This is a genomic window from Nonlabens ulvanivorans, assembly GCF_000732625.1.
Classification (GTDB): domain Bacteria; phylum Bacteroidota; class Bacteroidia; order Flavobacteriales; family Flavobacteriaceae; genus Nonlabens; species Nonlabens ulvanivorans.
The window spans coordinates 124,342-144,418 of record NZ_JPJI01000032.1 but is presented as its reverse complement, the minus strand read 5'-3'; the positions used below and the strand labels follow the sequence as shown (position 1 = coordinate 144,418).

Sequence of the window (20,077 nt, the reverse complement as noted above, 5' to 3'; positions counted from 1 at the left end):
ATGAGCCTCAAAGAATCACAACAGCAAGTTGACAACTGGATCAAAAATCATGGAGTGCGTTATTTTAACGAGCTTACTAACATGGCACAACTTACCGAAGAAGTAGGTGAAGTTGCTCGTATTATCGCAAGAAGATATGGAGAGCAAAGCGAGAAAGAAAGCGATAAAAACAAAGATCTAGGAGAAGAACTCGCTGACGTTATGTTTGTAGTGCTATGTCTCGCAAATCAAACAGGAACTGATCTTGAAACCGCTTTTGAAAAAAAACTGCAAATTAAAACAGAGCGTGATCATGACAGGCATCACAATAATGATAAACTCAAAGGCTAGTCATGGATTTATTATTAGAAAAGCCCTTAGACTCGTTAAGTAAAGAGGTTGTCTTTACCATAACAGGCTCAAAAAGTGAAAGTAATCGTTTACTTATTCTCAAAGCTCTATATCCCGAATTAGAAATTGTCAATCTTTCTAATAGTGATGATACAATACATATGCAAGAGGCATTAATGTCTCAAAAAAATCATGTTGACATAGGTCATGCTGGTACAGCAATGCGTTTTCTTACTGCATATTATGCAAGTAAAAAAGGTCTGGTCACCATAACTGGAAGCCAGCGCATGCAGCAACGACCTATAGCAGTATTAGTCGATGCATTAAGGTCTATAGGTGCAAAAATTGAGTATGTAAATGAAGAAGGTTATCCACCGCTAAAAATTGAAGGTGGACATATTAATGATACAGCGGTTAAGTTAGATGCCAGTGTATCTAGTCAGTATATAACTGCTTTAATGCTCATAGCACCATCGCTGGAAAATGGATTAAAAATTGAGTTAATAGGTAAGTTAACCTCAAGGCCATATATAGAAATGACGGTACGTCACCTACAATCTATAGGCGTGACTGTAAACTGGTCACAGATTGATATTTCAGTTGAAAAAGATGATAAATCACCATCAGAATTGATCTCAATCAGTTCTTTGAATTCTACATCTCAAAAATCATTAACAGTAGAAAGTGACTGGAGTAGCGCTGGCTATTGGTATAGTTGGGTAGCTTTACAGGACACAGGTTATCAATTAACTTTACAACATTACTTTAAAGAGTCAGTCCAAGGAGATAGTAAGTTAAGCGAGTATTACGAGGCATTTGGAGTTCAAACTAGCTTTGATAATAATCAACTCATATTAACTAAGAGGTCTGAAAAGGTAGCGCAACGCATCGTGATTAATCTGGTGAATGAGCCAGATCAAGCACAAACTATATTTGCCACCTGTTTAGCATTAGGTGTTGACGCTCATCTTACTGGACTTCATACCCTACGCATAAAAGAAACAGATCGTATAGCGGCCTTAAAAGATGTGGGATCTCGCTTTCGCGAAAGCGTAATAGAAACAACCCAAGATACTATAACATTAACCTGTATACCTCTAGAACAACATGCCGAGCCTGTTGTGATTGATACTTTTGATGATCATAGAATGGCCATGGCATTTGCGCCAGTTGCCTGTCGGACTTCATTGTTAATTAAAGATGCAGGTGTGGTCACAAAAAGCTATCCACAGTTTTGGAACGATTTAAAACGGGTAAATGTCAATATCACAGAAATTTAAGTGTCGATTTACTTGACAACGCCTATTCCACAATCGTATATTTGTTATCTCAATATAAAATGAATACATGAAGCTATCTCAATTCGGTTACAAACTACCAGAAAATTTGATTGCGCAACATCCTGCAGAAAATAGAGATGAGTCGCGACTTATGGTACTCCATAAAAAAACGGGTGAAATTGAACACAAAATGTTCAAAGATGTTCTCGATTATTTTGAAGAAGACGATGTTTTTGTAACTAATAATACACGTGTGTTTCCTGCCAGACTTTATGGTAATAAAGAAAAAACAGGTGCACGTATCGAGGTTTTTCTTTTAAGAGAATTAAACCCTACTACAAAGTTGTGGGACGTTCTAGTTGATCCAGCGAGAAAAATAAGAATAGGAAATAAACTTTACTTTGGTGAAGATGAAAGCCTAGTAGCAGAGGTGATTGATAATACAACTTCAAGAGGAAGAACTTTGAGATTTTTATTTGATGGTAGTTATGAAGAATTCCGTCAGAAATTGAAAGATCTAGGAGAAACTCCACTTCCTAGAGAACTAGGTCGCGAGGTTGAAGAAGAAGATGAAGAACGTTACCAAACTATCTATGCAACTAATGAAGGCGCTGTTGCAGCACCTGTTGCAGGTTTACACTTTTCAAAGCATTTATTAAAACGTTTAGAAATTAAAGGTATTCATAGAACTGCGGTAACTATGCATATAGGTTTAGGAACTTTTGCTCCGGTGGAAGTAGAGGATTTATCTAAACACAAAATGGATAGTGAGCAGGCAGAAATTACTGAAGAAACACGTGCTATAGTAAATAAAGCTATAGATAATAGAAAGAATGTATGTGCGGTAGGAACAACCACCATGCGTACTCTAGAAAGCGCCGTAAGTAGTGATGGTCGTTTAAATACTTTTGATGGTTGGACTAATAAATTTATTTTCCCGCCTTATGATTTTAGTATTGCAAATGCTATGATTACAAATTTTCATCATCCTAAGTCAACTTTGATGATGCAAGCAGCAGCTTTTGCAGGTTATGATTTATTGAAAAAAGCTTATGATGTAGCCATTAAAGAAGAATATAAATTCTCTACTTATGGAGATGCAATGTTGATAGTTGACTAAATTATATACAATTAATCTTACAACGAACCGCTTAGAGCCATTCTAAGCGGTTTTTTTGTGCTAATCTCGTATATTGCAACTTATTAAACTCCCTAAAAATCAGTGATGAAAAAAATATTACTAACGTTATTAATTTGTACTGTAGCTTTTAATTTAAATGCTCAAGTATCTAATCAAACAACACCACCTAGTTGGGCATTTAATTTAAAATCCCAACCAGTAGCTGAAATTATGCCGTCTTTTGACTTGCAGTCCATGATTGCCGAAGATGAAATTGAAGCAACTCAAGTTATTAAAAAGCCTTACCGTTTTGGTAAAAAATTCTCTGTAGCAATGGATTTATTTAATTCTGGTCAGTGGACTGAGTTAGAAAATGGTGATCGTTTATGGAGATTAAATGTAGTATCAACAGGCGCTCGCACGATGAATTTTATGATGGATAGATATAATCTTCCTGAAGGCGCAGAAATGTATATTTATAATGATAATCATACAGACAAGATAGGTCCATACACTATAAATGAAAACCAAGAAGATGGAATATTAGGAACATGGGTGGTATATGGAGATAATATATGGATTGAATATTATGAGCCAGCATCTGTAAGAGGTCTAGGCCGCATTTCTATTAATGAGGTTGTACATGGTTATAGAGGATTTGGTGAAGCTGAAGAAAGCTTTTTGAAATTAAACGAGTCTGCAGCATGTAATGTGGACGTAATGTGTGATCCTAATCAAGGTTCTACAAATGGTCAGGATTGGTCGACAATAAGAGATAATTACAGACATGCGGTAGCTAGAATTATTATCAACGGTGCAGGACTTTGTACTGGTACCTTGGTTAATAATGTTAGAGAAGATGGAACGCCATATTTTTTGACGGCAGATCATTGTTTAGGTAATACTGGTGATGGTGCAGGAACATCATATTCTGCAACTGGTTGGAGTTTTGGCTTTGATTGGTATACTAATACACCAGATTGTGCAACAAATTCAAATACAGTAGGTACTCAAAACCCATCTAGAGTTGTATCTGGAGCAACGTTGAGAGCAAATAGAGGTGCTAGTGACGTGGCGCTTTTTGAATTGAACTCCACTCCACCTGCGTCATGGGATTTATACTATGCAGGATGGTCTAGAGCAACATCCGGCGTGACTTCTCAATTGAGTATTCATCATCCTAGTGGTGATATTATGAAATTAGCAAGAAATGATCAAAGCGCAACATTTGTTACTGTTTCTGGAATTTCCTGTTGGAATATAGCAGATTGGGATTATGGTGTTACTGAAGGTGGTTCTTCAGGTAGTTGTCTATTAAATCCACAAGGTCAAATTATAGGACAATTACTGGGTGGAAGTGCAGCTTGTTCTGGTACAAATGACAATGGCGCACCAGACTTTTATGGTAGATTTAATGTAAGTTGGAATACAGGAGGAACTGCAGCGACACAATTAAGAGATTGGTTAGATCCAGATAATACTGGAGCAGCATCATATGATGGTGATTATTACTCTACCTTAAGTACATCAGAGAATCAAGTGCTTAATTTTAGTGTATTCCCTAATCCATCTAAAGATATTTTTCAGTTTGATATAGAAGAAGAAGCTTCTTATCAAGTATATGACCTATCTGGAAAAGTAATTGCTACAGGAGAATTTACAGATAATAATAACAGTGTTGATCTTAGCGCTGTATCAAATGGTATCTATTTTATCAATGTGCAAACGATTAATGGTAAGGCAACAGCAAAATTAATCAAAGAGTAATTTTTAACTCAACAACTTTAAAATGCGCTGCAAGATTGTCTAATTTTGCAGCGCATTTTATTTATAAAAAGTTCCATTGAAAGAAACTAAAAAAGATATTAGATCATATACTCAAGATGAATTGAGAGAGTATTTTGTGGATCAAGGTCAACAAGCTTTTAGAGGTAATCAGGTATATGAGTGGTTATGGAAAAAAGGAGCGCATCACTTTGAGGACATGACTAATCTTTCTAAAGAAACAAGAGCATTTCTTCAAGAGCATTTTGTGATCAATCACATAAGAGTAGATCACATGCAGCGCAGTAAAGATGGCACTATTAAAAACGCAGTAAAATTACATGATGGTCTAACTGTAGAGTCTGTATTGATACCTACCCCAACGAGAACAACAGCTTGTGTTTCTTCTCAAGTAGGATGTAGTTTAAATTGTGAATTTTGTGCTACGGCGCGTTTAAAACGCATGCGTAATTTGAATCCTGATGAGATATATGATCAAGTCGTTGCCATAGATCAACAAAGTAGAAGCTATCATAACAGACCACTTTCAAACATCGTCTTTATGGGAATGGGTGAGCCGTTAATGAATTATAATAACGTCATTAAGTCTATCGATAAAATAACAGGTGATGATGGTCTAGGGATGTCTCCTAAACGTATCACTTTATCCACTAGTGGTGTGCCTAAAATGATGAAAAAGTTGGCAGACGATAGGCCTAGGTTTAATTTAGCACTTTCATTGCATAGCGCGATAGATGAAAAGCGTGTTAAAATCATGCCTTTTAATGAGCAATTTCCTCTAGAGGATATTAAAGATGCTCTACGTTACTGGTATGATAAAACAGGAACTCGTGTAACCTATGAATATGTAGTGTGGAAAGGGATCAATGACACTAAAGAAGACATTGATGCGTTGATCGATTTTTGTAAAGTAATACCTTGTAAGGTTAACATCATAGAATATAACTCCATAGATGACGCCCGTTTTGAACAAGCGTCAAAACAAGCAGTAGATGCTTATGAGCGAGAACTCAACCGATATGGTTTTACTGTAAATGTAAGGCGTAGTAGAGGAAAGGATATTGATGCAGCTTGTGGACAACTGGCAAATAAAGAATAAGACTTTTTAAATTTATTGTATAAAAAAACGGCCTTCAAATTGAAGGCCGTTTTATTTTTTTTAATGTTTATCAATTACTTCTTGATAAATTGTACAGTTTGAGAACCGTTATCAGTATCTAATTTCAATAAGTAAAGACCAGCGCTTAATGTGTTGATGTTAATTTGATTGTTGTTAGATTTAACGTTTTCAGAAATAACTTGACCTAGACCATTGTAAATTGTAGCATTAGTAATAACCTCATCAATCTGGATGTTTAAAACATCTGTTGCTGGGTTAGGGCTCAAAGTAAATAGGTTTGCAATTTGATCATCTACAGATGCAGTACCTTCAGTAGTGAATTGCCATACTGGCCCAGCAGTATTCGTTCCACCTACATTTCTAGGTTGTACTTGCCAGTAATATGTAGTTCCTGTAAGCATACCTGTAATGTTTACTGAAGCATTAGCAGTAGTACCTAATGTATTCAATGTAGTAGGGCTATCACCTAATAAGAAAACATAAGATTCTGGTGCGTCACCTGTAGTAGCGTCTGTCCATGCAAAAGCAACGGCGTCACTATTAGCAGTATCGATTACAACATTAGTTGCCATGTCAGCTGGTGTAGGTGTTGTAACTGCATCTGGTGCATTTACATTTCCTACTTCTGTTGTAAAGCTCCATACTGGGTTGTTAGTCGCAGATCCTGCAGTGTTCTTAGGGATTACTTGCCAGTAGTATGTTGTGTTATATAAGAATCCATTGATTGAAATCGGAAGTGTTATAGTTGCTGGAGCAGTACCCAAAGAAACTAATGTTGTAGGAGAGTCTCCTAAAAGAATTTCATATTCATCTGGTGCAACAGAACCAAGACTATTATCAGGAGCCCAAGCAAAAAGAATTGAATTGTCAGGTGATCCGTCAGCATCAGCATCACTAGTATCTACGATTACACCAGTAGCCATATCAGCAGGTGTTGGAGTCGTTGCCGGTCCTGGTGCATTTGCAGCACCTTGTACTACCTCAACATTGTCAAAAGTAATTGCATCACCATCATTTTGAAGGTGTACAAAAGCGATATAAACACTTTGATTTAAATAAGCGGCTAGATTTACATTGAATGAAGTAAATACAGCAGATGCATTGTTTCCTAATTCTGCTTCAGTTAAATTTTCTACTTCAACAAATGAAGTGGTATCAGTTTGAGAAGTTGTTGAGATTCTAATTGAAAGCTCAGATCCAAAATCACCTTGATTCAAATCTGTAGCATCAAACAATAAAACATTTTGTGTAGCATTAATAGGTATTAATGGAGATACAATCCAATCTTCTGCAGTTTGTCCGGCAGTAACAGCTTCCCAAAGACATTGAGCACGGAATTCTGGGTCAGTTCCAGCTTGTGCCCATTGCACAGTAGTACCAAGTCCATTTGCGCCATCATAAACAGCCCATCCTGCTGGTGGGAACGCTGCACCTGCACCATTGAAGTCCTCAAGATATTGGGCAAATCCAAAATTAAATGACACTAACGCCATTAAGATTAAAGTAATTTTTTTCATGTCTAGTAATTTAATTATTTCGGCTAAATATAGCCATATCTCAAAAAACCGACTTGTCATTTGTTTAACAATTATTGTCTTTTTCTAGATTTCCTTTAAAATTTAGACGTACTGCATTTTAATCGGTTCAAGTGTGAAAATGACCACGTTAAATATTTGATAAATTACAATTTCATCCTTCATAAAGGTAAAAGTCTTTAAAAGGTTCGTCCTAGGGTAAGTATATTTGTAGTTATGAAAATAGTTGAGCAAATAAAAGCACCCGTTGCACACGAGATGGAACTCTTTGAAAAAAAGTTCCAGTTAGCTATGGCATCTCGCATCGCCTTGCTCAATAGAATTACTCATTTTATAGTGAATCGCAAAGGGAAACAAATGCGACCTATGTTTGTTTTTCTAGTTGCTAAAATGATAGGAGATGGAGAAGTAAATGATCGTACCTACAGAGGCGCTTCTGTAATAGAGTTAATTCATACAGCTACCTTAGTACATGATGATGTTGTAGATGATAGTCTCAAAAGACGTGGATTCTTTTCAGTTAACGCACTATGGAAAAATAAAATAGCAGTCCTAGTAGGTGATTATTTATTATCTAAAGGCTTGTTGTTAAGTATCGATAATGGCGATTTTGACTTGCTGCAGATTATTAGTGTTGCTGTACGAGAGATGAGTGAAGGTGAATTACTTCAAATTGAAAAAGCTCGTAGATTAGATATCACTGAAGATGTATATTATGACATTATACGCAAAAAAACTGCGACACTTATAGCGGCTTGTTGTAGTCTAGGAGCATGTGCCGTTTCGCCAGGATCTCCTGATGTTGAAAAGATGAGAGAATTTGGTGAGATGATAGGAATCGCTTTTCAAATTAAAGATGATCTTTTTGATTACGGTAATGAACGCATCGGTAAGCCCACGGGAATTGATATCAAAGAACAAAAAATGACATTGCCGCTTATCCATACCTTGCAAGGGGCAAGTAAAAAAGATCGCAAGTGGTTGATCAATTCTGTAAAAAAGCATAATAGAGATAAAAAGCGAGTTAAAGAGGTTATTGATTTTGTAAAGAATAATGGTGGTTTAGAATATGCCGTTAAAGCAATGTACGATTACCGTGATAAAGCAATGGAAATCTTAAATACCTATCCTGATTCTGAGTATAAAAGATCTCTAGAGCTTATGGTAGAGTATGTTATCGACCGTAAGAAATAATTAAATTACTTCATGAATTCTGCGTACACGCTTTCGCGAAAGCGTTATAAAAACCTGCACTTTTACTATTCACTACCTCATAACAAAAACGTACCTTTGCAACCGCAAATAAAACAGCATGAGCATAGTAGCAATAGTAGGACGACCTAACGTAGGGAAGTCTACACTTTTTAATAGATTGATACAACGTCGTGAGGCCATTACCGATGCGGTAAGTGGTGTCACTAGAGATCGTCATTATGGGAAAAGTGACTGGAATGGAAAGGATTTTTCTATAATAGATACAGGTGGATACGTCTTGGGTAGTGATGACGTTTTTGAGGCAGAGATTGACCACCAGGTTGAACTGGCTATTGATGAAGCAGATGTTATACTCTTTATGGTCGACGCTGAGGATGGAATCACTGGAATGGATGAAGATGTCGCTAACTTATTACGCAAGGTTAAAAAGCCAGTGGTTCTAGCGGTTAATAAAGTTGATAACCCAGAACGTGAGGCAAACGCTGTCGAATTTTACAATTTGGGTCTTGGAGATTTCTTTACGCTTTCTAGTACCAGTGGTAGTGGTACTGGAGATTTACTAGATAAAATTGTAGAGTTGTTACCAGACACACCAGTTAGAGAGGATAGCGATTTACCTCGATTTGCCGTAGTAGGTAGACCTAATGCAGGTAAATCATCTTTTATAAATGCATTAATTGGCGAGGATAGGTATATTGTTACCGATATTGCTGGTACTACCAGAGATTCTATTGATACAAAGTATAATCGTTTTGGCTTTGAGTTTAATCTCGTAGATACTGCTGGAATTAGAAGGAAGAAAAAAGTAAAAGAAGATCTAGAGTTTTATAGTGTCATGCGCAGTGTACGTGCTATTGAGCATGCTGATGTTTGTATACTTATATTAGACGCTACTCGAGGATTTGATGGACAGGTACAAAACATTTTCTGGCTGGCAGAACGCAACCGTAAAGGTATTGTCGTTCTCGTTAATAAGTGGGATCTTGTTGACAAGGAAACTAATACTGCTAAGGAGTTTGAAGCGCAAATAAGAAGAGAAATGGAGCCTTTTACTGATGTGCCTATTGTCTTTATATCTGTTTTGAATAAGCAGCGTATTTTCAAAGCAATTGAAACTGCTGTTGACGTCTTTAAAAATAGAGCTAAACGTATTAAAACTAGTGAGCTTAACGAGGTGATGTTACCTATCATTGAACACTATCCGCCGCCATCTTTGAAAGGTAAATTTGTGAAAATAAAATTTGTTACTCAATTACCGACGCCACAGCCTCAATTTGCATTTTTCTGTAATTTACCTCAATATGTAAGAGATCCTTATAAAAGGTACCTTGAGAATCAATTGAGAAAGAATTTTGACTTTAATGGTGTGCCTGTAAGTGTATACATGAGAAAGAAATAAGAATACTATAGATATTGATATAAAAAGAGCCGGCATTGCCGGCTCTTTTTATTTTTAAAGATTCTTAACTAGCTGCTTGTCTACAATTTTGATATAACATTAACGTTTGACTTTTAAGATGTAAGTAATTTCATCCCACTAGCTAACTAAACTATGAAAAGACTGATTTTAACCGTAATAGCAATTCTTGCTATGGCTTTTGTGCATGCACAAAGGTTTGAAATTAAAGGAATTGTAAAGGATTCTACAAATCAAGAATTATTACAAAGTGCCACGGTATTTCTAGAGAGTAAGACAGACTCAACTTTAATATCATACTCCATTACTGATGAAAATGGATTTTTTAAACTAGTAGGAAATACTGCGGTTAAAGAATTCAACTTTTTTACATCATTTACAGGTTATAAAGAATATAATAAGATAATCACGTTTGAAAATGGGACTATCATTGATCTAGGGACTATTAATTTATCTAGTGATGTTGAGTTTCTAGAAGGAATTGTGGTTAATGCACGTAAAGCGCCCGTAACTGTAAAACAAGATACATTAGAGTTTAATGCCAAATCATTTAATACAAAAGCAGATGCAAATCTAGAAGATGTTATTAAGGAATTACCAGGTGTAGAGATTGATAAGGATGGTAAAATTACGGTAAACGGTAAAGAGGTTACTAAAATTTTAGTAAACGGTAAAGAGTTTTTTGGTGATGATCCTCAAGTAGCATTAAAGAACTTGCCTAAAGAAATCATAGATAAAATACAGGTTACAGAATCAAAAACTGATGAACAAAAAGCAAATGGTGAGGCTGGAGATGCAAATGCGAGTGAGATAAACATCACCATTGATGAGGATAAAAATAGAGGATGGTTCTCAAGATTAACCGCTGGTGCCGGTACTGATGATCGATACTCTATGAGTGGTATAGTGAATTATTTTAAGGACTCTTTTAGAGTTAGTGTTTTAGGTAGTAGTAACAATATTAATAGTCCAGGCTTTTCTTTTGATGAAATCTATGATGCCATGGGAAACAGCGCATACTCTATTTCACGTAATTCAAATGGAAGTTTTGGTATCAACGGAATTAGTTTCGGTGGTTCTGGTGGTATTACTTCTAGTAGATCTGCGGGATTAAGTCTTGCAAATGATTGGGATGAGAAAGTAGAACTCACTGGTAGCTACTTTTATGGGAATAACGATACAGAAACACAAACCAATAATAGAACGACCACTTTTTTGCCAGATCGAGAATTCACGACAACATCTTCTTCCAGAGGTAGAAGTATGGGAGACTCTCATAGGATCAATACGAGAGTTGAAGTAAAATTGGATACTTTAACCACCATCAGTATTGAGCCTAGTTATAATCAAAGCTCTAATAATAGCTTGAGTAATCGTATCTCAAATACTCAAGATGATACTGGTCAAGAAATTGACATAGAATCATCTAATAATTCAAATTCAGATAATTACACTGCTGGTGCAAACTTGTACTTCAGTCGCAGGTTTAAGAAGAAAGGAAATTCCATATCTCTTTTTACGACAATAAATGTCAATGATTCAGAATCTATAAATGACTTCTTTTCTGAACGCGTCATTTCAGATAATGGTGTTATTGATGAAACTGAGATTCAAAATCAAATCATTAATCAAGAAAGTAAAGGAACTAACTTTTCTATAACACCTACATGGCGCAAATCCTTGAGTGATGATTATAGACTAAATATTTCTTATCGTGTGTCTGCAAATAAGCAAGAGCAAAGTCGTAATGTCTTTGATAGAGATATGGTCACAGGAGAAGCCACTATTTTTAATGATGCATTAAGTAATGATTTTGAGACTGATAATACGCAACAAAGACCTAGTGTAGGGTTATCATATAACAAAGATAAAACGAGATGGGAAATCACGGCGGGACTTTTATATCAAACTTTAAATACGGACAATGTTGCGCTAGACAGTTCTTTTGATCGTTCTTTTTCTAATCCTTACATTAGAGCATATTTAAGTAAGCAGTTTGGTAAATTCGGTAGGATTTATTTCAATTATAGTAATAATATTAATGTGCCTAGTGTTAATCAATTACAACCTGTAGAAGATAGTACTAATCCTCAAAACATTATAAAAGGTAATCCAGATCTAGAGGCTACTAATACTCATAATATTTATTTGAATTTCAATAATTATAACTGGGAAGAAGGAAAAGGTATTTATTCTGGCGCAGGATTTACATACACAAATAATCAAGTCGCAGCCACAACAACAACTGATGATAATTTAGTTAGGACTACCACTTATACAAATGTAGATGGCACTTATAACGGTTATTTGTACTCTGGTTATAGCATGCAGTTTAAAAAAGACGAGCGTTCTATTGATGTGTCACTTGGATTAGACGCAAACCTGTCTTTAAATAAAGGTTTTACTAACGGTGTTTCTTTTGAAACTAATAATGTAAATCTTTCTCCTAACGTAAGTTTTGAATATAGTATTGATGATATTTTTGAGTTAGAAACAGAGTACAATATAAGTTTTAATTCTAGTAAGTTTTCACTAGACAATATCGATGATCAAAGCTTTACCAACCATACCGCCGCGATAGATTTAACGACTTTCTGGCCTAAGAGTTTGATCATGGGATTGCGAGGCGAGTATAATGTCTTTGGTAATGTGACAGAAGAGTTTGATAACGATTCCTTTGTACTTATAGGTAGTCTGGGATATAAGTTTGCAAAAGATAAAGCTGTCGTAAAACTTAAAGCTTATGACATTTTAAATCAGGTCATAGACACACGTCGTACCATTTCACAAGATTTTATTTCAGATTCCAGTAGCTTAGTGTTACGCCAGTATTTCATGCTTAGCTTCACTTATAAATTCTCAAAATTTGGTGGTAAGGATCCAAATAGAGAATAGAAAGGTTTGTTTTATGACGCTTTCGCGAAAGCGTATTTAATCATATTGTTTGAACAACTGGTAAATATTTCCTTTTCCATATAACATCATTCCCGCGTGAAGAACCTTTTAAGATTCTGTGAACACTTTGTGATGTAGAACAGATTACTTTGCTGCAATCAAAGTAATTAATCGATGAAGTTTTTAATAACAGTCATGCTGTGCATCAGTACATTATTGCCTTTTGTACCTATGCAAAAAGAGTATGTAAAGCAAGTTGATAATAACGGAAACCTAGTCAGTGAAGGCTGGATGTTGAATGGTGCCAAAAATGGATATTGGAAATTTTATGATAAGCAACAACATCTATCCTTTTCAGGCCACTATATTAACAATCAAAAAACAGGTTATTGGCACGAGTATAAGTCCGGTTTAATTAGTTCTGAAGGACATTATACCAACGATCTGAAAACAGATTGGTGGACCTGTCATAATAAAAAAGGATACCGTACTATTAAAAAGCAATTTAAAAAAGGTCTCCAGCATGGGTACGCTCTTTATTATAAAAAATCATCTCTATCTATGGTAGAAGAATATGAGAGTAGTAAGAAGATAGGAGCTTGGACCAGTTATTTCAAATTTAAAAGAGACCACCCAGGATTTTCTATGAGCGATTTGCGTTAAGTAATGCCATGTAAGTCTGATATTTCTTAACTTTCCACCTTTAAAATTCCCTATTGCAATCCACTAATCCTATCATTAGAGTAATTATACCTGCCTATAATGAAGCAGACTCTATACCGCTGGTCATTAAAGATATACCTTCATTAGTTACTGAAGTTATTGTAGTAAGCAATAATTCTAGTGATGACACTATTGTAAATGCACAAAAAGCTGGTGCCACAGTTCTAGAAGAACTACAACGAGGCTATGGATATGCCTGTTTAAAGGGTATGGAATATGTGTCTCAATTAAGCGATACCACAGATATTATTGTTTTTTTGGATGGTGACTATAGCGATTATCCAGAACAATTATTAGAGTTAGTGCAGCCTATTATTGATGAAAATATTGATTTTGTCATAGGCGCTCGTGTAAAATCATTGCGTGAAAAAGGCTCTATGACTGCGCCACAAATCTTTGGTAATTGGCTAGCAACCACACTTATGTCGATACTTTTTAGATCTCGTTTTACAGATTTAGGTCCTTTCCGCGCCATTAAATATGAAAAATTACTAGCTCTAGAAATGGAGGATAAAACCTATGGTTGGACTGTAGAGATGCAATTGAAAGCATTGCGTAAAAAATATTCTTATGTTGAAAAACCTATGAAATACCGCAATAGAATAGGTGTTTCTAAGGTTTCGGGTACTGTTAAAGGTGCTATATTTGCAGGCGTTAAAATATTAACTTGGATATTTAAATACGGCTTTAAAAAATGATTTTAGAATGGATTTGCATCATAATTTACTCAACATCACTTGTGATGATTTTGTTCTATGCATTTGCTCAACTCAATTTACTATTTAATTATCTGGCAGCTCGCAAAAACACAGTCGACGGACCTACCTTTAACCTAGATAACCCTGCAGAGATTCCTTATGTAACCATACAGTTGCCTGTTTTTAATGAGGCTTATGTGATGGAGCGACTTTTAGATAACATCGTCTTGTTGGATTATCCTCATGAAAAGTTAGAAATTCAGGTTTTAGATGATTCTACAGATGAAACTGTTGTTACTACTAAAGCACATGTAGAAAAGCTCGCTGCTACCGGTATCGATATAACTCATATTACTAGAGAAAATCGTGTAGGTTTTAAAGCAGGAGCACTTAAAGAAGGTTTAGTAGAGGCAAAAGGAGAACTTATAGCCATTTTTGATGCAGATTTTTTACCACAAACAGATTGGCTGAAAAAAACGGTAATTCATTTTAAAGACCCAGAAATAGGCGTTGTTCAAACACGTTGGGGACATTTAAATAGGGATTATTCTATTCTTACACAGATACAAGCCTTTGCATTAGATGCTCATTTTACTTTAGAACAAGTAGGACGCAATTCAAAAGGACACTTCATTAACTTTAATGGAACTGCAGGAATATGGCGTAAAGAAACCATCATCGATGCAGGTAATTGGGAAGGCGATACACTTACTGAAGATTTAGACTTAAGTTATAGAGCGCAGCTCAAAAACTGGAAGTTTAAATACCTAGAAGATGTTACCACACCGGCAGAACTTCCTATTGTTATTAGTGCAGCGCGTTCACAACAGTTTAGATGGAATAAAGGTGGTGCAGAAAATTTCAGAAAAATGTTTAAACGTGTCGTAGGCAGTTCAAACATAGATTTTAAAACAAAACTGCATGGTGTCTTACATTTATTAAACAGTACCATGTTTTTAAACGTATTGATTGTTGGGTTACTTAGTATACCGATGCTTTATATAAAGAATGAATATGCTCACTTAAGAGTATACTTTATTGTGATGAGCTTTTTTGTCATAAGTACTATCATATTTTTTATATGTTATTGGTATATGTACAAAAACACGTATGGTGGCGGTTTTAAAAACTTCATTAGCTATATAGGAATGTTTTTCACTTTTTTCTCAATCGCAATGGGTTTTTCACTGCACAATTCAATAGCAGTAATAGAAGGTCACTTAGGGAAACGTAGCGAGTTTGTGCGTACACCTAAGTTTAATCTCGCAGCGGTAGGAGGCAATTGGAAAAGCAATAAATACCTCAAGAAAAAAATAAGTCGCAACGTGATATTAGAAGGTATATTAATGCTCTACTTTGGATTTGGAATGTACTCGGCATTTATCGTTGGTGATCAAGGTGGTGATTTTGGACTCTTTCCTTTTCACTTAATGCTATTTATAGGTTTTGGTTTTGTGTTTTTCCGTAGTATCACAGATAAGCATTAATGGAACGCAGGTTAACAAATGCCTTCGGTATCTTAACCATTACTAGCGCAATTTTATATGGGTGGTTTTTCTCGCTTGCGCGAAAAGATTTTTCAAACCTACTCATTGTTTATATACTACTCTTCGTTGCTTTTCTGGGTTATAGTTATATATCTAAAAAAGGATCTCAAGAAAATTTAAAACTGTTTCCTGATTTTCTCGGTAAGTGGTTTTATGGGGCATCGCTCATTGGCGGTATATTTTTTATTGGACTTATTTTAAGGTTACTTTTAATAGACAATACACCACATCTGTCTCAAGATTTTTTTAGATTTATATGGGACGGACATCAATTGTTAAATGGAAATAACCCTTATTTGTACTTGCCAGATGATATCATTAAATCTGGAGCCAGCCATATCCCTAATGCTTCATTCTTGCATGCATCTATGGGCGAATTATCAAGTGGACATTACACAAATTATCCGCCTTTAAATCAATTGTTCTTTGCAATCGCGGCATTGTTGGGTGGCGATAGTATTCTAGCTAGTATAATATGGATGCGCATATTAATTATCCTAGCAGATGTTGCCATTTTCATCTACGGCATTAAATTACTAAGATTACTAGGTAAGCCCATGTGGTTAATAGCGCTATATTATTTGAATCCGTTTATAATCATTGAACTTACAGGTAATCTTCACTGGGAAGGAATGATGGCATTCTTTTTATTAGCGTCAGTTTATTACTTACTCGTCTATAAACAATGGCAAAGCGTTCTCTTTATGGGTTATGGTATATTGCTCAAATTATTACCAGTTATGGTGTTGCCTTTACTTTTGAGAAAATTGAAATTTAAAAAAGCATTTATCTATTACATCACTGTTTTAATTGTTGTTGTTTTAGGCTTTCTTCCGTTTTTCTCTCAAGACTTGATTGATAAATATTCGGCATCGGTAGGATTGTGGTTTGGTAATTTTGAATTTAATGCTAGTGTATATTACATCATTAGGGCAATAGGCTACAAAGTAACAGGTTATAACATTATACAAACCGTAGGAAAGATTTTACCTGTAATTACCTTAGTAATTATTTTAGGGATATCTTTTGTAAGAAAGAATGAATTTCCTGAAATACTTCTATCCAGCGTCGTATTTTCTTTTTTCACTTACTTAATACTCTCGACTACTGTGCATCCATGGTACCTGACCATACCATTGTTATTTTCTGTTTTCACTAAGTATCGTTTTATGTTACTATGGAGCTTTACGATCTTTCTTAGTTATTCGGCCTACTCGAGTGAAAGTTTTACTGAGAATAGCTGGTTTATCGCTATTGAATACATTTTAGTGTTATTTATATTTATTTTTGAACTGTTTTTAACCAAAACAATACTATCAGAAAGTAAAGGGGAAATAACTAACCATTAAACCACCTGTCATGAAGCAATTAATTATTTTAATCCTGATAATTATATTAGGATTTATCGTCTATGATTTCTATAAAGACTGGGATCGATTTCATGCTCCAGAATATCATTACTCTACAGAAACGATAATCGATCAAGAATATCATAATCAAGACGTAGTCATGATGTATCACGATGCTATTACCGATTTAAATAGCTTTATTAAACTACAATGGACAGCAAATGATATAGATGTAAGATTACCAGAAGATGACGATTTAGAAACAACACTTGCTGTAGAAGAGTATGCTCATAAATTAGCGCGTGTTACTTATCTAGAGCAAAAACTAGCGCAGTCTGCAAGTTATAAATCTAATGGATGGAACAATCAACAGATAATCGATTTTGAAAATAATCACAGTAGTCCAGAAGAAATCAAAACCATAGGACAAAAGAACTTAATGAAGAAACTCTATAATAATCATTGGGAAAATAGTCAACGCATAGGAGCAAAAAACGTGTTGATTTTTGAGATACAGAAAAAACTCATAGCACAAGGTTATGATATGTCTCTAGATGGTGTTTTTGCAAAAGCTACTATGGAAGCTCTGGCCAATTTTGAATCAAAAAACAATCTTTTCCCAGATGGGAAAATAGATGTGCTAACTTTTGAGGCTTTATTGAAGTAGTTTTTAAAATACTGTATATCAGATTTTTGACATATTTGTCATAAGAATGACGTAAACAAGTCAGCACTATAATTTGTTCTTTAAATGACTTCATTCTTAGATTTGTTTCACTAATTTTAAATTATGAAAATGATGAGCCCAATAGGTGCTAAAATCAAAGAAATACGTCTCAAAAAAGGCATGTCTCAAGAGGAGCTTGCGACAGAATCTCAAGTCAGTTTACGAACCATTCAACGTATCGAGAACAATGAAAATGAACCTCGAGGTAAAACAATGAAACTTATTTGTGAAACGCTGGATATAAACATTGAAGAGTTGCTTGATTACGGTAAGCATGAAGATCATCAGTTTTTAATGTTTTTTCATTTGTCTGTTTTAGCAGGAATTTTTATTCCAGTAGGTAATATCATACTACCATTAATTCTATGGCTAACTAAAAAAGACAAAGTCCAAGGACTTCAAAAAGTAGGAGCAAGATTATTGAATTTTCAAATCGTTTTTCAAGCCTTCGGATTTGTATTTTTTATGTCAGCAGTAATATTAAAAATTCTTCATAAAGAAGTGTTTTTAATTTCAAATGGTTTAGAGATTGTATTGGCTTTGGGTGTTTTAAACGGCATAGCGGCAATCATTTTTGCTATTTTAAACTTTCGTGGTAAGCAAATCACCTACCCAAGTATTATTCCTATGATTAAATAAAAAAAAAGGGATTCTTATACTTTTATAAGAATCCCTTTCAACTAAGTATTTGCAATAATCTACTTCTTACTCACCTCATACAAATCTGTTCTTCGGTCTTTTAAGTTCTTTACAGCGCCATAATTGTGTAGTTCTTTTAATAAATCCAGATCCACATCGGCCACAAGAATCATTTCTGTGTTTGCTGTGGCCTCTGCCTTTACTCCATTTGATGGGAACGCAAAATCACAAGGAGTGAATACAGCACTTTGCGCATAAGAAATATCCATATTCTCAACTGCCGGTAAATTACCTACGCTACCAGCGATAGCTACATAACATTCATTCTCTACCGCTCTAGCTTGAGAGCAAAGGCGTACACGAGCATAAGCATTTTGTGTATCTGTCAAGAATGGTACAAAAAGAATTTGCATCCCTTCTTGTGCCATAATACGACTCAATTCTGGGAATTCACTGTCATAGCAAATCAAGATTCCTATTTTACCACAATCGGTGTCAAAAGTCTGGATCTTACTTCCACCTTGAAGTCCCCATACTTTTTGCTCATCTGGTGTGACATGTATTTTTTCATAACGTTCTATCGTACCATCTCGACGGCACAAATTCCCTACATTATACAATTGTCCATCAATGATTTCAGGCATAGAACCTGTAATAATGTTGATGTTATACTTAATGGATAATTCAGAAAACTTGTTTCTGATCATCTCGGTATATTTTGCTAGTTCTCTAATAGAATCACTAACACTCAACTTATTGTAAGCAGCCATAAGTGGCGCATTAAAATATTCAGGGAATAAAGCAAAATCAGATCTGTAAGCTGCAACAGCATCTACAAAGTATTCTACCTGTTGCATCAACTCATTAAAACCTGAGTAAGGACGCATTTGCCACTGGATTAATCCTAACCGCACCGTGCTTTTTAATGCTGTGGTTTCTGTAACTGGTTTTGTATAGTAAATATTATCCCATTCTAGTAATACGGCAAACTCCATAGAGGCTTTATCGCCATCCAGATAGTTTTTAAGAATACGAGAAACATGGAAGTCGTTTGATAGTTGAAAGTTCAGTACAGAGTCTGTAATCTCTTTATTGCGCACTTTTTCGATGTATTCCTTAGGTGTCATTTCACTCGCGTGATTATGATAGTTAGGAATACGACCACCGAAGGCTATACCTCTTAAATTCAAATTCTCACACAGCTCTTTACGGTAATCATATAAGCGACGACCTAATCGCATACCACGATATTGTGGTTTTATAAATACCTCAATTCCATAAAGTACATCACCATCATCATCGTGCGTGGTGAACTTGTAATTTCCGGTCACTTGCTCATAAGTGTACTGACCACTAAAATCTTCATACTTTACCACTATAGAAAGCGCACAAGCTACAATCTCTTCATTCACTTTGAGGACAACTTGACCTTCTGGAAATTTATTTATAAGCGTTTTGATCTGTTCTTCTCGCCAGTAAGAATCTGGTAGATTGCTATAAGAATCTATCATCGCGTGCTTTAACTCTTCATAATCTTTAAGCTGTAAAAACTCTAGATTTAAGTTGTCAATCTTACTCATATTAATATCACTCATAGTGTCTTAGTTGTATCTAAATGTAATGGGAATTCAATTGTTTTAAGCGCCTAAAAAGTTAATTTTTTAAGCATAAAAAACCTGTAAACCGCTATGTGTTGA

Annotated in this window: 16 protein-coding genes; 14 read left to right on the top strand and 2 right to left on the bottom strand. The window is 35.2% G+C overall.

All coding sequences use genetic code 11. The features are described from left to right. The 5 genes from IL45_RS07850 to rlmN all read left to right on the top strand — a co-directional run bounded on the left by IL45_RS07850 (position 1) and on the right by rlmN (position 5,614). Complete coding sequence (locus IL45_RS07850) at positions 1-330, top strand: nucleotide pyrophosphohydrolase (RefSeq protein WP_036582480.1); 330 nt, start codon at positions 1-3, stop codon at positions 328-330. Positions 331-332: 2 nt separating this feature from the next. Then, positions 333-1,610, top strand: a complete 1,278-nt coding sequence (locus IL45_RS07845; protein WP_036582478.1) for a 3-phosphoshikimate 1-carboxyvinyltransferase — start codon at positions 333-335, stop codon at positions 1,608-1,610. A gap of 67 nt (positions 1,611-1,677) precedes the next feature. Next, a complete protein-coding gene (gene queA / locus IL45_RS07840; RefSeq protein ID WP_036582475.1) occupies positions 1,678-2,730 on the top strand; it encodes a tRNA preQ1(34) S-adenosylmethionine ribosyltransferase-isomerase QueA in 1,053 nt (350 codons plus the stop codon). 105 nt (positions 2,731-2,835) lie between these two features. Next, positions 2,836-4,497: a T9SS type A sorting domain-containing protein gene (locus IL45_RS07835; protein WP_200875708.1), complete on the top strand. Its 1,662-nt coding sequence runs from the start codon at positions 2,836-2,838 to the stop codon at positions 4,495-4,497. A 76-nt stretch (positions 4,498-4,573) separates the two neighbouring features. Further along, the gene (gene rlmN, locus IL45_RS07830; RefSeq protein ID WP_036582470.1) at positions 4,574-5,614 is read left to right on the top strand and encodes a 23S rRNA (adenine(2503)-C(2))-methyltransferase RlmN; all 1,041 of its coding nucleotides are present in this window, start codon (positions 4,574-4,576) and stop codon (positions 5,612-5,614) included. A gap of 74 nt (positions 5,615-5,688) precedes the next feature. Here rlmN and IL45_RS07825 read toward each other — a convergent pair whose 3' ends face one another. Further along, positions 5,689-7,152, bottom strand: a complete 1,464-nt coding sequence (locus tag IL45_RS07825) for a T9SS-dependent choice-of-anchor J family protein (protein WP_160165397.1) — start codon at positions 7,150-7,152, stop codon at positions 5,689-5,691. Between the two features lie 234 nt (positions 7,153-7,386). On the opposite strand from IL45_RS07825, the gene IL45_RS07820 reads away from it, so the two are divergent. The 9 genes from IL45_RS07820 (at position 7,387) to IL45_RS07780 (ending at position 18,380) form a co-directional block, all read left to right on the top strand. Further along, complete coding sequence (locus IL45_RS07820; protein WP_036582465.1) at positions 7,387-8,364, top strand: polyprenyl synthetase family protein; 978 nt, start codon at positions 7,387-7,389, stop codon at positions 8,362-8,364. 118 nt (positions 8,365-8,482) lie between these two features. Next, positions 8,483-9,784 carry a ribosome biogenesis GTPase Der gene (gene der, locus IL45_RS07815; protein WP_036582462.1) on the top strand — a complete coding sequence of 434 codons (1,302 nt, stop codon included), beginning with the start codon at positions 8,483-8,485 and terminating at the stop codon, positions 9,782-9,784. Positions 9,785-9,937: 153 nt separating this feature from the next. Beyond that, positions 9,938-12,697 (top strand): outer membrane beta-barrel protein, encoded by a 2,760-nt coding sequence (locus IL45_RS07810; RefSeq protein ID WP_036582459.1) that lies wholly within the window; start codon positions 9,938-9,940, stop codon positions 12,695-12,697. Between the two features lie 174 nt (positions 12,698-12,871). Then, the gene (locus tag IL45_RS07805; RefSeq protein WP_036582456.1) at positions 12,872-13,360 is read left to right on the top strand and encodes a toxin-antitoxin system YwqK family antitoxin; all 489 of its coding nucleotides are present in this window, start codon (positions 12,872-12,874) and stop codon (positions 13,358-13,360) included. 53 nt (positions 13,361-13,413) lie between these two features. Next, positions 13,414-14,118: a glycosyltransferase family 2 protein gene (locus IL45_RS07800; protein WP_036582453.1), complete on the top strand. Its 705-nt coding sequence runs from the start codon at positions 13,414-13,416 to the stop codon at positions 14,116-14,118. Beyond that, positions 14,115-15,605 (top strand): cellulose synthase family protein, encoded by a 1,491-nt coding sequence (locus IL45_RS07795; RefSeq protein ID WP_036582450.1) that lies wholly within the window; start codon positions 14,115-14,117, stop codon positions 15,603-15,605. The genes IL45_RS07800 and IL45_RS07795 overlap by 4 nt, the downstream gene beginning before the upstream one ends. Beyond that, on the top strand, positions 15,605-17,014 hold the full coding sequence (locus IL45_RS07790; RefSeq protein WP_036582447.1) for a glycosyltransferase 87 family protein: 1,410 nt from the start codon (positions 15,605-15,607) through the stop codon (positions 17,012-17,014). The genes IL45_RS07795 and IL45_RS07790 overlap by 1 nt, the downstream gene beginning before the upstream one ends. A gap of 10 nt (positions 17,015-17,024) precedes the next feature. Further along, the gene (locus IL45_RS07785) at positions 17,025-17,681 is read left to right on the top strand and encodes a peptidoglycan-binding domain-containing protein (RefSeq protein WP_036582444.1); all 657 of its coding nucleotides are present in this window, start codon (positions 17,025-17,027) and stop codon (positions 17,679-17,681) included. 129 nt (positions 17,682-17,810) lie between these two features. Next, positions 17,811-18,380 carry a helix-turn-helix domain-containing protein gene (locus tag IL45_RS07780; RefSeq protein ID WP_235183332.1) on the top strand — a complete coding sequence of 190 codons (570 nt, stop codon included), beginning with the start codon at positions 17,811-17,813 and terminating at the stop codon, positions 18,378-18,380. A gap of 59 nt (positions 18,381-18,439) precedes the next feature. On the opposite strand, the gene IL45_RS07775 is transcribed toward IL45_RS07780, so the two are convergent. After that, the gene (locus tag IL45_RS07775; RefSeq protein WP_036582442.1) at positions 18,440-19,975 is read right to left on the bottom strand and encodes a bifunctional GNAT family N-acetyltransferase/carbon-nitrogen hydrolase family protein; all 1,536 of its coding nucleotides are present in this window, start codon (positions 19,973-19,975) and stop codon (positions 18,440-18,442) included. Positions 19,976-20,077 lie beyond the last annotated feature (102 nt).